Here is a 13,897-nt window from a genome sequence, read left to right on the forward strand (position 1 = left end):
GCCGTACGTCCCCGCAGTACGTCCACGTCCACGTTCCCAGCGGCGTCGCCGTCACCGGCGCGGCTCAGCACCCAAGGAGATCCGCCCCCATGGCCCCCTTCCTCGCCCGGCGCCGCGCCGCGGCCGCCGTCGTCACCGCCGCCCTGCTCGTCCCCCTCGCCGCCTGCGGCAAGGACGACGACAACAAGAAGAACGACCCGGGCACCGCGAAGAGTTCCACCGGCGCGTCGGCGGCCAAGCTCACGGTCCTCGCCGCCGCCTCGCTCACCGACGTCTTCAAGACGGCGGGCGCCGCGTACGAGAAGGAGCACCCGGGCACCAAGGTGACGTTCTCCTTCGCCGGGTCGCAGGAGCTCGCCGCCCAGGTCAAGCAGGGCGCTCCTGCCGACGCCCTGGTCACCGCCGACACCAAGACCATGGACGGCCTCAAGTCGGACACCGGCGCGGCCACCGTCATCGCCAGGAACCGGCTGGTCATCGCCACCAGCAAGGGCAACCCGAAGAAGGTCGGCGCGCTGGGGGACCTGGCCGACACCAAGCTGAAGGTCGTGCTCGCCGCGCCCGAGGTGCCGGTCGGCCGCTACAGCAAGAAGGTCCTGGACGCGCAGAAGATCACCGTCAAGCCGGTCTCGCAGGAGCCGAACGTACGGGCCGTCCTCACCAAGGTCGAGCTCGGCGAGGCCGACGCGGGCATCGTCTACAAGACGGACGCCGCCGGCGCGACCGGCAAGGTCGACGCCGTGGAGATCCCGGACGCGCAGAACGCGGTCGCCCAGTACCCGGCCGCCACCCTGAAGGCCTCCAAGAACGCCGGCGCGGCGGCCGCGTTCGTGCAGTGGCTCAGCGGCCCCGAGGCGCAGAAGATCCTCCAGGACGCGGGCTTCCAGAAGCCGTAACCCCCCTGCCGGGGCCGCCCGTTCCGAGCGGGGGACGGAACGGGCGGCCCCGCACCACCCCAGGAAGCCCCAGGAAGCCGCGATGAAGAACAGCAGCCGGTCGCACCACTGGAGTCCGGGCGCCCGCTCCCGCGGCCTGCGCGCCCCCGTCACCCTGCTGGTGCCCGCGCTGCTCGCCGTGGCGTTCCTGCTGATGCCGCTCGTCGGCATCCTGGCCCGCACCTCCTGGAGCGACCTCGGTACGCATCTGAGCAGCCCCGGCGTCACCGAGGCGCTGAAACTGTCCCTCCTCGTCTCCTTCTGGGCACTCGGCCTCTCCCTCCTGCTGGGGGTGCCGCTGGCGTGGCTCCTCGCGCGCGTGGACTTCCCCGGCAAGGCGCTGGTGCGCTCGCTGGTGCTGCTGCCGATGGTGCTGCCGCCGACCGTCGGCGGTGTGGCGCTGCTGCTCGGCTTCGGGCGGCGCGGGCTGCTCGGGCCGTGGCTGGAGGACACCTTCGGCATCACGCTGCCCTTCCACACCTCCGGCGCGGTCGTCGCCGCCACCTTCGTGGCCATGCCGTTCCTGGTGATCAGCCTGGAGGGCGCGCTCGGCGGGCTGCGCCCCCGCTACGAGGAGACCGCGGCCTCCCTCGGCGCCTCCCCGTTCCGGGTGTTCCTGACCGTCACGCTGCCGATGGTCGCGCCGGGCCTGGCCGCCGGGGCCGCGCTGACGTGGGCGCGCGCGCTGGGCGAGTTCGGCGCCACGATCACCTTCGCGGGCAACCTCCCGGGCACCACCCAGACCCTTCCCCTCCAGGTCTATCTGCTGCTCCAGAACTCCCCCGAGGCCGCGACCTCGGTCTCCCTGCTGCTGCTCGCCATCGCGATGGCGGTCCTGGTCGCCCTGCGCGGCCGCTGGACGGGCGGCGGAACGCGTTCCGTGTCCGTACGTCCCGTATCCGTACTACGTACGGAAGACAGCCCCGGTACGGAGGAGAGCCGCGCGTACGAGTCCGACGAGCCCGCGCCCACCGACGCGCCCTGGTCCCCCTCCCCCACCGGGAGCTGGGCGCTGCACGCCGAGGTCAGCGGGTTCACCGAGCTGACCCTGGAGGCCAAGCCCGGCACCACCATCGCCGTCGTCGGCGAGAACGGCGCGGGCAAGACCACCCTCCTGCGCGCCCTGCTCGGCCTCACCCCACGCGCGCGTGCCGCACTGCGCCTGGGCGACCAGGACGTCACCGGCCTGGCGCCGCACCGGCGCGGGGTCGCCTGGGTGCCGCAGGACGGCGCGCTGTTCCCGCACATGACGGCGCTCGCCAACACGGCGTACGGGCTGCGCGCCCAGGGCGTCGCACGCGCCGAGGCCCGGCGGGAGGCGCAGGCGTGGCTGGACCGGCTCGGCGTCGGCCGCCTCGCCCAGCGCAGGCCCGGCCAGCTCTCCGGCGGCCAGGCCCAGCGGGTCGCGCTGGCCCGGGCGCTCGCGGCCCGGCCCCGGCTGCTCCTGCTCGACGAGCCGCTCGCGGCCCTCGACCAGACGACCCGCGCGCGCGTGCGCCACACCCTGCGCACCCACCTCGACGGCTTCGGCGGGGTCTGCCTGATCGTCACCCACGACCCGGTCGAGGCGGTGTCGCTGGCCGACCGCGTCCTGGTGCTCGACGGCGGCCGCGCCCTCCAGGACGCCCCGCCCGCCGAGGTGACCCGCCACCCCCGCTCCCCGTGGGTGGCCCGGATGCTCGGCCGCAACGCCTGGCCGGGCGAGGCCGGCGCGGACGGGCTCGCGCTGCCCGGCGGCGGCCGGATCGTCGCGGCCGAGCAACTGCCCGCCGGCAGCCGCGCGTTGGCGATCATCGCGCCGGAGTCGGTCTCGGTCCACCGCGACCGGCCCGGCGGCAGCCCCCGCAACACCTGGCCCGGCACGGTCCGCGAGATCACCGCGACCGGCAGCCGGCTGCGCGTCCTGATCGGCTCGCCCCACGCCCCGGACCTGGTCGCGGAGATCACCCCGCAGGCCGCGGCCGAGCTGCGCCTCGCGGAGGGCGTGGCGGTCTGGTCGAGCGTGAAGGCGACGGAGGTCACGCTCGTACCGCTGTAGAGCGCGCCGCTCGGCACGGGGGCGGGAGCCGACGGCAAGGCTCGCTGTCAGTGGCCCCGCCTAGACTGGCCGCCTGACTTCCTCGCGTACGTGACGTGATCACGAGGGCGAGTACGTACGGAACGGACACGGGCAGGAGGCGCCGGTGAAGAAGCTGACCAGCTCGTCGGGCGACGCGTCCGCCGACCCGTCCGCCGAGGTGCTCGGCGAGGCCGCCGGGGTCTTCGGGCTGCTCGCCTCGCCCGCGCGGCTGCACATCGTCTGGGCGCTCAGCCACGGCGAGTCGGACGTGACCGGGCTCGCCGAGCGCGTCGGCGGGGCGCTGCCCGCCGTCAGCCAGCACCTGGCGAAGCTCAAGCTCGCCGGGCTCGTCCGCTCCCGCCGCGAGGGCCGCCGGGTGGTCTACCTGGTGGACGACCCGGAGGTGGCCGAGCTGGTGCGCTGGCTCGTGGCGCGCCTGGGCGACCGGCGCGGGGCGGGCGCGACCGCGGGACTCGTCCGTGACCTGGGCGCCTGAGCGGCGGACCCCGCTGCAGGTGTTGCGCGCGCTCGAATCCGGGCCGCGCGGCCTCCTTGAGTCCGAGGCCGACGCCCGCCTCGCGCGCGACGGCGAGAACGTGCTGCCCACCCGGCGCACCCCGTCCTGGCCGCTGCGGCTGGTGCGGAGCCTGCGGGACCCGTTCACGGCGGTGCTCGCCTCGCTCGCCGTGGTGTCGGCGCTGGTCGCGGCGTGGGGCACGGCGGCCGTCATCGCGGTCCTGGTGGCGGTGAGCTGCGTCCTGCGGGCGGCCGGCGAGTACCGGGCGGACCGCTCGGCGGCCGGGCTGCGCGAGCTGGTGGCGACCACGGCGACCGTGGTGCGCCGGGCGGGCCCGGACGCGGACCCGGCGCCGCGCGAGATCCCGGTGGACCAGGTGGTGGTGGGCGATGTGGTCCGGCTCGGGCCGGGCGACCTGGTCCCGGCGGATCTGCGGCTGCTGCGCGCGACCGGGCTGACGATGCACCAGGCGGCGCTGACCGGCGAGTCGGCCCCGGTCCGCAAGCACCCGGCCGACGAGCCGTCCCCGGACGGGGCCGGCTTCGACCGCCCGGAGCTGTGCTTCCAGGGCAGCAGTGTGGCCTCCGGCAGCGGTACGGGAGTGGTCGTCGCGACCGGCGCGGACACGCGGTTCGCGACGGCGTACGGCGGGGACGGGGCGGTCCACGGGGAGGCGGCTCGCGGCAAAGTGCGCGGAGGTGACCGCCGTACGACCGCCTTCGACCGTTCCGTGTACGGCATCTCCTGGATCCTGATCAGATTCATGCTGCTCACGCCGCCGCTCGTCCTGATGGCGAACGCGGCGCTGCGCGGGCGCGGCCTGGAGACCCTGCCGTTCGCCGTGGCGGTGGCCGTCGGGCTGACCCCCGAGATGCTGCCGGTGATCGTCACCACGGCGCTGGCCCGGGGCGCGGCCACCCTGGCCCGTACGCACGAGGTGATCGTCAAACGGCTGCCCGCGCTGCACGACCTGGGCGCCGTCGACGTCGTCTGCGTCGACAAGACGGGCACGCTCACCCAGGACCGCCCGGTCCTCGACTGCGCCCTGGACGCGTCCGGCGCCGAGGACCCCGACGTGCTGCGCTGGGCGGCCGCCAACAGCCTGTGGACGCTCCAGCTCGCCGAGGTGCCGGCCGCCGACGCCCTCGACGAGGCCCTCCTCGACGCCGCCGAGCAGCGGCTGCCGGGCGGGCTCGACGCGCTGGAGCACGACCCCGTCGCGGCCCTCCCCTTCGACCCGGTGCGCCGCCTTTCCACCGCCGTCGTCCGCACCCCGGACCGCCTCGGCAGCCACACCCTGATCGTCAAGGGCGCGGTCGAGGAGGTCCTGGAGCGGTGCGCGCTCGGCGCCGGGGAGCGCTCCCGCATCACCGCGCTCGCCGCCGCCCGCGCCGACGACGGGCTGCGGGTGCTGGCCGTGGCGCTCGGCGAACGGCCCGCGCGGACGCGCGCGTACACGACGGCCGACGAGCGCGGGCTCACCTTCGTCGGCCTGGTGGGGCTGCGCGACGCGACCGCCGAGACGGCCGCCGCCGCGCTGACCGCGCTGGCCCGCAGCGGCGTCGAGGTCAAGGTCCTCACCGGGGACCACCCGGGGACGGCCGCGCGCGCGTGCCGCGAGCTCGGCCTGGCGCCGGGTGACGTGGTCACCGCCGAGCGGACCGACGGGTTGACGGACGCCGCCCTGGCCGAACTGGCCGCCCGTACCACGGTGTTCGCCCGCTGTACGCCCGGGCAGAAGGCCCGGATCGTGCGGGTGCTGCGCGAGCGCGGGCATGTCACCGGCTTCCTCGGCGACGGCGTCAACGACCTGCCCGCGCTGCGCGCCTCGGACGTCGGGATCTGCCCGCGCGACGCGGTGGACGTGGCGCGCGAGGCGGCGGACGTGGTGCTCGCGGCGAAGGACCTCACGTCCCTGGACCACGCGATCGCGGCGGGCCGCCGCAGTGGCGGCACGATAGCCAGCTACCTGCGGATCACCTTGTCGTCCAACTTCGGCAACGTCATAGCGATGCTGACGGCGGGGCTGCTGCTGCCGTTCCTGCCGATGCTCCCGGCGCAGGTCCTGGTGCAGAACCTGTGCTTCGACGCGGCGCAGCTGGCGTTCGCGTACGACCGGCAGGACCCGGCGGCCCTGCGCCGCCCGCTGCGGCTGCGCCCGCGCGAGGTGCTGCGCTTCGTCACGGGCTTCGGTCTGCTCAACGCCGCCGCCGACCTCGCGACGTTCGCGGTGCTGGCGTGGGCGGTGCGGGCGGGCAGCGACGCGGAGGGCCAGGCGTCGTTCCACACCGGGTGGTTCACGGAGAACCTGCTCACTCAGGCGCTGGTGATGCTGCTGCTCCGCGCGGGCCGGGGCGGCCGGGGCCCGGTCCCCCTGGCGGCGTCCGCCCTCGCGGCGACGGGCCTGCTGCTGCCGCTGACACCCCTGGGCACGGCTCTGGGGATGGCTGCGCTGCCGGCGGTGTACTACCCGTTGGTGGGAGTGGTGTTGGGGTTGTACGCGGGGGGATTGGGGTGGTGGGGCCGGGTCCGCCGCTGATTTCCCCCACCCCGCCCGTTCCCTTAACCCTCCGGGGGTGGGTGGGGACGGAGGTGGCTCTCCCGGGGGCTACGCCCCCAGACCCCCTCGCGGGGCCTGCGGCCCCTGCACCCCGCTTCGGGGCTACGCCCCGGACCCCGGGCAGGGAGTGGGTGGGTTGCCGGAGGCTTCGCCCCGGGCCCCGTTCGTCTGCGAGGCGTCTGTGGCTGGTCGCGCAGTTCCCCGCGCCCCTGCGGGGCGGGGTCTGCGGCCCCTGCCCCCGCTTCAGGGCTCCGCTCCTCAAACGCCGGAGGGGCTGAAATGTGGCCGGGCCCCGTTCTGTCTTTAGGGGCGCGGGGAACTGCGCGACCAGCTTCGCCCCGGCCCGCAGACGAACGGGGCCCGGGGCGAAGCCTCCGGCCGCCCGCCGGAGGGCTTTCGGGAAGGGGCGGGGCGGGGAAGACCCCCACTGTCACACCCCCCACCTACAGTCGCCCGTCGAGTTCGAGTACCCGCCGGGCCACCCGCTCAAGTCCAACGACTGGTGCCTCGACCTGGGGAAGCAGCCGCTCGGAGAACAGCCTCTCAGGGAGCAGCCGCTCGGAGGGCAGCCCCTCAGCTAGGGCACCGCCAACCCGCCCCTCAGCCCAGCTTCTTGTCGAAGTTGAACGCCGTGACCGCCATCCGCTCACGGAAGTAGAAGCGGTGCGCATCCGTCCGGTGCGTACCGGAGTCCAGGTTCAGGGACGTGCACCCGGCGGCCCGCGCGATCCCCTCGACATGGGCGAGGAGCGCGTGGCCGACGCCCCGCGACCGCGCCCCCTCGGCCGTCACCAGGTCGTCCACGTACAGCTTGCGCACCGCGACCGTCGTGGCGACGATCCGCCACCCGGCCGCGCCCACGCACACCCCGTCCTCGCCGTACGCGGCGGAGAAGCGCAGCCCCTGCCCGTACCCCTCGGCGTAGATCTCGCCGAACAGTTCCTCGGTGAGGTGCGGGCGCAGCTCGCGCAGGACCGGCAGCAGGTCGTCCACCAGGCGCGGATCGCCCGGCTCAAGGTCGATGATCTTCATCAGAGCACTGTAGGCGCGCCGCGCCCCGGCCGACCAGTGCCGCCCCCGGACCGGGCCACCGACCCGCGATCGGCCCTTGTACGGACCGCCGGGCACCCCCTAGAGTCCAAGGGTCCTAATGGAAGCAAGCGACTCAACCATTAGCTCGCGAGCTTACCCAGGTGGCTCACCCGCCACGCGAACCAGGTCAATCAGGTCATCCAGGGGGGATTCCCGTGCTGCTTGCCCACATCAGCGATCTGCACCTCGAAGGGGGCGCGCGAGCCGCCGAACGCGCCGCGCGGGTCGTCACGTACATCAACGCGATGTCCCGCCGCCCGGACGCCGTCCTGGTCACCGGCGACATCGCGGACCACGGCGCCCCGGCCGAGTACGCCGAGGCCGCCGAACTCCTCGCCCGCATCGACGCACCGGTCCTCACCTGCCCCGGCAACCACGACGACCGCGCCGCGTACCGCAAGGGCCTGCTCGACCTGCCGGGCGAGCCGGGCGGCACGGCCCCGGAGCCGTACGCACCGGTCAACCGCCTGCACCGGGTGGGCGGTTACGCGATCCTGATGTGCGACTCGACGATCCCCGGCGAGGACGGGGGCGCCCTGGAGGACAGCACCCTGGAGTGGCTGGCCCGTACGCTCGACACGCTCGGCGACACCCCGGCGCTGATCGCCTTCCACCACCCGCCGACCGTGATCCACCACGAGTACCTGGACTCGATCAACCTCTCCAACGCCGACCGGCTGGCCGAGCTCCTGGCGGGGCGCACCCAGGTGCCCGCCATACTCGTCGGCCATGCCCACACCTCCGCCGCGACCACCTTCGCCGGACTGCCGCTGCTGATCGCGCCGGGCGTGACGTCGACGCTGCGGATGCCGTGGGAGACCGGAGAAGACCTGGTCAACATCGTTTCGCCGCCCGGGGTCGCCTTCCACGTCCTCGACGAGGACCGGCGGATCATGAGCCACTTCCGGGTCGTGGAGCGCCCCGACACACAACCCGCCGAGTAACCCGCGCAGCCACGCGCCGGCGAAGGCCCACCGGAATCCACTTGACCGGTGGGCCTTCTTCGCGGATATTTATCTGCGTGACGCAGATTTTGCGAAACACAGTTCCTGCGAAACGCATCCCACACACCGGGAACCCACCCACCTCCCTCACCCGAACCTCACCCGAACCTCACCCGAAGGCGAACCGAACCCATGACCGTCCTCGTCACCGGCAGCCGCGGCACCGTCGGCTCCACCCTCATCTCCCTGCTCCGCGCCGCCGGCACCCCCGTGCGCGCCGCCTCCGCCGCCCCCGAGAAGCTCGATCTGCCCCCGGACGTCGAAACCGTACGGCTCGACCTCGACGATCCGGCGACCTTCCCCGCCGCGCTCGCCGGAGCCCGCCAGGTCTTCCTGTACGCCAATCCCGCGCACATCGGCGCCTTCCTCGCCGAGGCGAACGCAGCCGGGGTCGAGCACATCGTGCTGCTCTCCTCCAGCTCCGTCCTGTACGCCGGCGCCGAGGGCAACCCGATCGCGCGCCACCACCTCGCCGTCGAACAGGCCCTGAAGGCCTCGGACATCGACGCCACGTTCCTGCGGCCCGGCGCCTTCGCGGGCAACGCGGCCGGCTGGGCCTGGTCGATCAAGTCCACCGGCACGGTCGCCCTCCCCTACCCCGGCACCCAGGCCAGCCCCATCCACGAGGCGGACGTGGCCGACGCCGCGTACGCGGTGCTCGCCGAGCCCCGGCTGCGCGGCGCCGCGTACCACCTGACCGGCCCCGAATCCCTCACCGCCACCGAGCAGATCGCCGCGCTCGCCGCCGCGACCGGCCGCGAGATCGCCGTCGAGACGGTGAGCCCCGAGGCGTGGAAGGAGTCGATGGCCGCGTACATGGACGCCGAGGTCGCCGACGCGCTGCTCGGCTACTTCGCCTCGTACGACGGGCGCCCCGACTACGTCACGCGCGGCGTCGAGGAACTGACGGCCCGCCCGTCCCGTACGTTCGCGGCCTGGGCGGCGGAGAACGCCGACGCGTTCCGCCCGTAGCCCGCCGGTACGCCTCCCCGGCCCGCCCAAATACGTGGCTCCCACCTGCCACCCGATGGCATCCTGGCGTCGTGAACGGACCGGAGATCCACTGTCGATTCGCCCCCGAGCTGCACCTCTTCGTCCCGGCGGAGCGCCGCGCGGGGCGTACGGCCGTGGTCACGGACGGCTCGTCCACGCTCGGCCACGTCGTCGAGTCGCTCGGCGTCCCGCTGACCGAGGTCGGCCGACTGCTCGTCGACGGCCACGAGGTGCCCGTCTCGCACATCCCGCGCGCGGACGAGAGTGTCGAGGTGTACGCCGTCGAGCGCCCCCAGCAGGTCCCCGGCGCCCCGCTCCGCTTCCTCCTCGACGTCCATCTGGGCACGCTGGCCCGCCGGTTGCGGCTCCTCGGCGTCGACGCGGCGTACGAGAGCGAGGACATCGGCGACCCCGCGCTCGCCACGCTCTCGGCGACCGAACGGCGCGTACTGCTCTCCCGGGACCGCGGGCTGCTGCGGCGCCGCGAACTCTGGGCGGGCGCGTACGTGTACAGCCACCGCCCCGAGGAGCAACTCCGGGACGTGCTGGAGCGGTTCGCGCCGGCCCTCGCCCCGTGGACCCGCTGCACCGCCTGCAACGCGCCGCTCCGGGAGGCCGACAAGGACTCCGTCCGCGAGCTCCTGGAACACGGGACGCGCAGTGCGTACGACGTCTTCGCCCAGTGCACGGCGTGCGAGCGCGTGTACTGGCGCGGCGCCCACCACGCCCGCCTGGAGGCGATCGTCGAGGACGCGATGGCGGAGTTCGGCGGGGCGGCGACGGGCCGGCAGTGACGTCTCGTCAGACCCTCTGAGTCGTACGCCGGTTCAGAACCGCCCGCTCCTGAGCCTTTCGATCTGCGCCCCGGAGAGCTCCACCGTCCGCCGCATATGGGCGATGAGCAGCTCGATCTCGCCGTCGCCGTACGCGTCGAACATGGTGAACCACGCCCCGTTCAGCTTCCCCCACACCGCGCCCAGCTCGGCCATCCGCTCGGGCACGGCCTCGACCAGGACCTTGCGCCGGTCCTCGGTGTCGCGCCTGCGCGTGACGTATCCGGCCTTCTCCAGGCGGTCGACGAGCCGGGTGGCCGACCCGGTGGTGAGCCCGGTCAGCTCCGCGATCCGCCCCGTGGTGACGGGCCCGGGCTCCAGGCCCAGCAGGTTGAGGCACTGGAGGTCGGTGGGGTGCAGCCGCAGATGGTCCGCGAGCGCCTGGTTGAACAGGGCGTACGAGGCCATGTAGCGGCGCGACTCGACGCCGAGCTCGGTCATGAGACGGGCCCGGCCGTCCTTCTTCTGCGGCATGCAGAGATTGTACGACGCAGGGGCCTCCGCCGGGGGCCGACCCGACGTACTCCGTTGCCCGCGCGGTGGCGTACGCGCGCGGCGGCGTCAGGGCGTCTCCGCCGTGAGATAGCGCTGCACGGTCGGCGCGAGCCAGGCGACCACCTCCTCGCGGGTCATCTCCACGGCGGGCGGGAACTTCAGTACGTACCGCGCGAGCGCCATCCCGAGCATCTGCGAGGCGGCCAGGGCCGCGCGGCGCGGCGCGTCGGCGGGGTCGGGGCAGACACCGGCCGCGACCGGCCCCAGCTGGTCGCCGAGGACGGCCCGCATCCGCTCGGCCCCGGCCGCGTTGGTGACGCCGACGCGCAGCATCGCGGTCAGCACGTCATCCCCCTCCCACCGGTCGAGGAAGTGGGTGACGAGGACGGCCCCGATGTGCTTGTCCGGCAGTGCGCCCAGGTCCGGGAAGCGCAGGTCGAGTTCGGAGGCGGCGGCGAACAGGCCCTCCTTGTTCCCGTAGTAGCGCATCACCATCGACGGGTCGATGCCCGCGTCACGGGCTATGGCGCGGATGGTCGCGCGCTCGTACCCGTCGGCCGCGAAGCGCTCGCGGGCGGCTTCGAGGATCGCGGCCTTGGTGGCGTCGGAGCGGCGGGGCCCGGCGGCGGGGGCGTCGGTCGTCATGTCAACAACTGTAGGCCAACAGGTGTTGACACGCCAGACCCGACGACTCTACATTTGCCAACAAGCGTTGACCAACAAGCGTTGGCACCGAGGAGGTCGCTATGAACAGCACCACCGACACCACCCCTGTCGATGTTCTCGTCGTGGGCGCGGGCCCGACCGGGCTGCTGCTCGCGGGGGACCTCGCGGCGGCGGGCCTGAGCGTCACGCTCATAGAGCGCCGCCCGCGCGGCACGAGCACGATGACGCGCGCCTTCGGTGTCCACGCCCGCACCCTGGAGCTGCTCGACGCCCGGAGCCTGGCGGACGAGCTGCTCGCCACCGGCACGACGGTCGACCGGATGAGCCTGTTCCGCCACCTCTCCCTCGACCTCGGCCGCCTGCGCTCGCGCTTCCCGTATCTGCTGGTGACACCGCAGTACGAGGTGGAGCGCCTCCTTGAACGCCGGGCGCGGGAGGCGGGGGTGGAGTTCCGCCACGAGACGGAGCTGCTGGGCCTGCGGCAGGACGAGGACGGGGTGACGGCCGAAGTGAGGGGAGCCGAGGAAGGCGGCGACCGCGCCGGGTCCCGCCTCCGCGCCCGCTACCTCGTCGGCGCCGACGGCGTGCGCAGCGCCGTGCGCCACGCCCTGGACCTGCCCTTCCCCGGCACCTCGGTGATCCGTTCCATCGTGCTGGCCGATGTGAAGCTCGCCGAGGAGCCCACCGGATCGCTCAGCGTGGCGGGCTCGGACGAGGCGTTCGCCTTCATCGTCCCCTTCGGCGACGGCTACCACCGGGTGATGGGGTGGAACAGGAAGCACCAGGTCCCCGACAGCGCCCCGATCGACCTCGACGACGTCCGCGAGATCACCCGCCAGGCCCTGGGCACGGACTACGGCATGCACGACGCCCGCTGGCTCTCGCGCTTCCACAGCGACGAGCGCCAGGTCCCCCGGTACCGGACGGGCCGCGTCTTCCTCGCGGGCGACGCCGCGCACGTCCACTCCCCCGCAGGGGGACAGGGCCTCAACACCGGCATCCAGGACGCCGCCAACCTGTCCTGGAAGCTCGCCGCCGTACTGCGCGGCGACACCTGCGAACCCGAGGCGCTGCTCGACAGCTACCACGAGGAGCGGCACCCCGTCGGCGCGGCGGTGCTGCGCACCAGCGGCGCGATCGTCCGCCTCGCCATGGCGCACAACCCCGTGCAGCGCACGGCCCGTTCCCTCGTGACCCGCCTGCTGAACGGGGTGCGGCCCGCGCGGGACAAGGCGATGGGCCGGATCAGCGGCATCGGGATCGCCTACCCGGCGGGGCGCGGCGCCCACCGCCTCACGGGGACGCGCGTCCCCGACCTGGCGCTGGCGGAGGGCCGCTTGTACGAGCTGCTGCGCGAGGGCGAGTTCGTCCTGGTGACACCTGGCGAGGGACACACGTCACCCGCGCGGCGGCTCATACGGGCGCACTGGAACGGCGCCCGCCGCACCACGCTCCTGGTCCGCCCCGACGGGTACGTGGCGTGGGCGAGCGAGAGCCCGGACACCGCCGCCCTAGAAGAGGCCCTGCGCCACTGGACGGGCGAGCGGAGGGCTGTCGCGGCGGGGCGGGCGTAAGCAGCTGGACAGGCCGAGGCCCCCGGAATCCCGCTCAGTACGCGTACTTGTCCCCCGTGGCGGGCGCCAGCACCCGGTGCGTGTTGTTGTCCGGGTTGCGGTCGCCCGCGCCACCGCTCCAGGAGGTGTTGATGTTCACGACGACCTCGGCCGGGCTGCCCGCGACCCGCAGGTCCAGCGCGATCGGCCGCCCCGCCCCGGCGGCCCGCATCGCGCCCGTGGAGCACAGCACGGTCTCCGGACTGCCGCGCAGACACCCCGGCGGCAGCTGCTCGGCGCCGGCGAGCGGCGCGGAGAACCGCAGCCGCACAGTGGTGTCCGGGACGGCGGCGGGCCCGTGGTTCGACGGCTCGACCCACACACCGACGCGCCCGGCCCAGAGGGAGACGTGCCCGTGGTAGGCGAGATCGGCCTCGGCGCCGGGCACGGGCGGTGCGACCGGGGCGCCCCCGGCACCGAGGCCGCCGCGCGAAGCAAGCACGGGCTCGATCCCGACACCCATGCGCCCCACGGGATCGCCCACACCACCGTGCGCGGCGCCGCCATGGGCCACTCCGGCCGACGGCCCGCACACCGCCACCAGCGCGGCGGCGACCCCCACCGAGACTCCCGTGAACGGCTTAAGCCGCTTGAACTGCTCGAACCGCTTCAGCCCCCTACGCATCCCAACCATGCCCGAAAGATACCTTTAACGGCTTATATTCCCGGGTTGCCACCCCGATACGTGCCACGCTGTCCCCATGCTCGTCGCCCGCTCCGTGCTCCTGTTCCTCCTCGCCGCCGTCTTCGAGATCGGCGGGGCCTGGCTCGTCTGGCAGGGCGTCAGGGAACACCGGGGCTGGATCTGGATCGGCGCGGGGGTGATCGCGCTCGGCGTGTACGGGTTCGTGGCGACCCTCCAGCCGGACGCCGAGTTCGGCCGGATCCTGGCCGCGTACGGCGGAGTGTTCGTCGCGGGCTCGCTGGCCTGGGGCATGGTCGCCGACGGCTACCGCCCGGACCGCTGGGACATCACCGGGGCGCTGATCTGCCTGGCCGGGATGGCGGTCATCGTGTACGCGCCACGCGGCCGCTGAGGACAGCACGCCCCTGCCCGGCAACGGGAGACCTCAGCGCCCGGCCCACACCCGCCCGGCCTATCCTGACCGCATTCCGATCATTCGCGCGAG

13 protein-coding genes are annotated in these 13,897 nt (G+C 74.0%); 9 read left to right on the forward strand and 4 right to left on the reverse strand.

The features are described from left to right. Positions 1 to 89 precede the first annotated feature (89 nt). From modA to mgtA, 4 genes are all read left to right on the forward strand, one after another. On the forward strand, positions 90 to 896 hold the full coding sequence (modA, locus tag QIY60_RS10525) for a molybdate ABC transporter substrate-binding protein (protein WP_283142160.1): 807 nt from the start codon (positions 90 to 92) through the stop codon (positions 894 to 896). A gap of 82 nt (positions 897 to 978) precedes the next feature. Beyond that, on the forward strand, positions 979 to 2,973 hold the full coding sequence (locus QIY60_RS10530) for an ABC transporter permease (protein WP_283142161.1): 1,995 nt from the start codon (positions 979 to 981) through the stop codon (positions 2,971 to 2,973). A 154-nt stretch (positions 2,974 to 3,127) separates the two neighbouring features. Further along, positions 3,128 to 3,490 (forward strand): metalloregulator ArsR/SmtB family transcription factor, encoded by a 363-nt coding sequence (locus QIY60_RS10535; RefSeq protein WP_283145890.1) that lies wholly within the window; start codon positions 3,128 to 3,130, stop codon positions 3,488 to 3,490. Further along, positions 3,474 to 6,050, forward strand: coding sequence for a magnesium-translocating P-type ATPase (mgtA, locus tag QIY60_RS10540; protein WP_283142162.1), 2,577 nt, complete (start codon positions 3,474 to 3,476; stop codon positions 6,048 to 6,050). Before QIY60_RS10535 ends, mgtA begins: the two co-directional genes overlap by 17 nt. 621 nt (positions 6,051 to 6,671) lie before the next feature. On the opposite strand, the gene QIY60_RS10545 is transcribed toward mgtA, so the two are convergent. Continuing rightward, a complete protein-coding gene (locus QIY60_RS10545) occupies positions 6,672 to 7,103 on the reverse strand; it encodes a GNAT family N-acetyltransferase (RefSeq protein WP_283142163.1) in 432 nt (143 codons plus the stop codon). Positions 7,104 to 7,318: 215 nt separating this feature from the next. Between QIY60_RS10545 and QIY60_RS10550 the strand changes: the two genes are divergently transcribed. From QIY60_RS10550 to QIY60_RS10560, 3 genes are all read left to right on the forward strand, one after another. Continuing rightward, the gene (locus tag QIY60_RS10550; RefSeq protein ID WP_283142164.1) at positions 7,319 to 8,107 is read left to right on the forward strand and encodes a metallophosphoesterase; all 789 of its coding nucleotides are present in this window, start codon (positions 7,319 to 7,321) and stop codon (positions 8,105 to 8,107) included. Between the two features lie 192 nt (positions 8,108 to 8,299). Beyond that, positions 8,300 to 9,139 (forward strand): NAD(P)H-binding protein, encoded by an 840-nt coding sequence (locus QIY60_RS10555; protein WP_283142165.1) that lies wholly within the window; start codon positions 8,300 to 8,302, stop codon positions 9,137 to 9,139. Positions 9,140 to 9,210: 71 nt separating this feature from the next. Continuing rightward, on the forward strand, positions 9,211 to 9,954 hold the full coding sequence (locus QIY60_RS10560; protein WP_283142166.1) for a Mut7-C RNAse domain-containing protein: 744 nt from the start codon (positions 9,211 to 9,213) through the stop codon (positions 9,952 to 9,954). Positions 9,955 to 9,987: 33 nt separating this feature from the next. On the opposite strand, the gene QIY60_RS10565 is transcribed toward QIY60_RS10560, so the two are convergent. Both QIY60_RS10565 and QIY60_RS10570 read right to left on the reverse strand, forming a co-directional pair. Continuing rightward, positions 9,988 to 10,467 (reverse strand): MarR family transcriptional regulator, encoded by a 480-nt coding sequence (locus tag QIY60_RS10565; protein WP_283142167.1) that lies wholly within the window; start codon positions 10,465 to 10,467, stop codon positions 9,988 to 9,990. Positions 10,468 to 10,554: 87 nt separating this feature from the next. After that, entirely contained in the window at positions 10,555 to 11,133 is a 579-nt protein-coding gene (locus QIY60_RS10570; RefSeq protein WP_283142168.1) for a TetR family transcriptional regulator, read from the reverse strand. Between the two features lie 101 nt (positions 11,134 to 11,234). Here QIY60_RS10570 and QIY60_RS10575 point away from each other — a divergent pair, with 101 nt between their 5' ends. Beyond that, on the forward strand, positions 11,235 to 12,728 hold the full coding sequence (locus QIY60_RS10575) for an FAD-dependent oxidoreductase (protein WP_283142169.1): 1,494 nt from the start codon (positions 11,235 to 11,237) through the stop codon (positions 12,726 to 12,728). Between the two features lie 34 nt (positions 12,729 to 12,762). Here QIY60_RS10575 and QIY60_RS10580 read toward each other — a convergent pair whose 3' ends face one another. Next, a complete protein-coding gene (locus QIY60_RS10580; RefSeq protein WP_283142170.1) occupies positions 12,763 to 13,401 on the reverse strand; it encodes a hypothetical protein in 639 nt (212 codons plus the stop codon). A 67-nt stretch (positions 13,402 to 13,468) separates the two neighbouring features. Between QIY60_RS10580 and QIY60_RS10585 the strand changes: the two genes are divergently transcribed. Continuing rightward, positions 13,469 to 13,804, forward strand: coding sequence for a YnfA family protein (locus QIY60_RS10585; RefSeq protein ID WP_283142171.1), 336 nt, complete (start codon positions 13,469 to 13,471; stop codon positions 13,802 to 13,804). Positions 13,805 to 13,897: the final 93 nt, after the last annotated feature.

The organism is Streptomyces sp. BPTC-684 (assembly GCF_030028635.1).
Lineage (GTDB): Bacteria > Actinomycetota > Actinomycetes > Streptomycetales > Streptomycetaceae > Streptomyces > Streptomyces noboritoensis.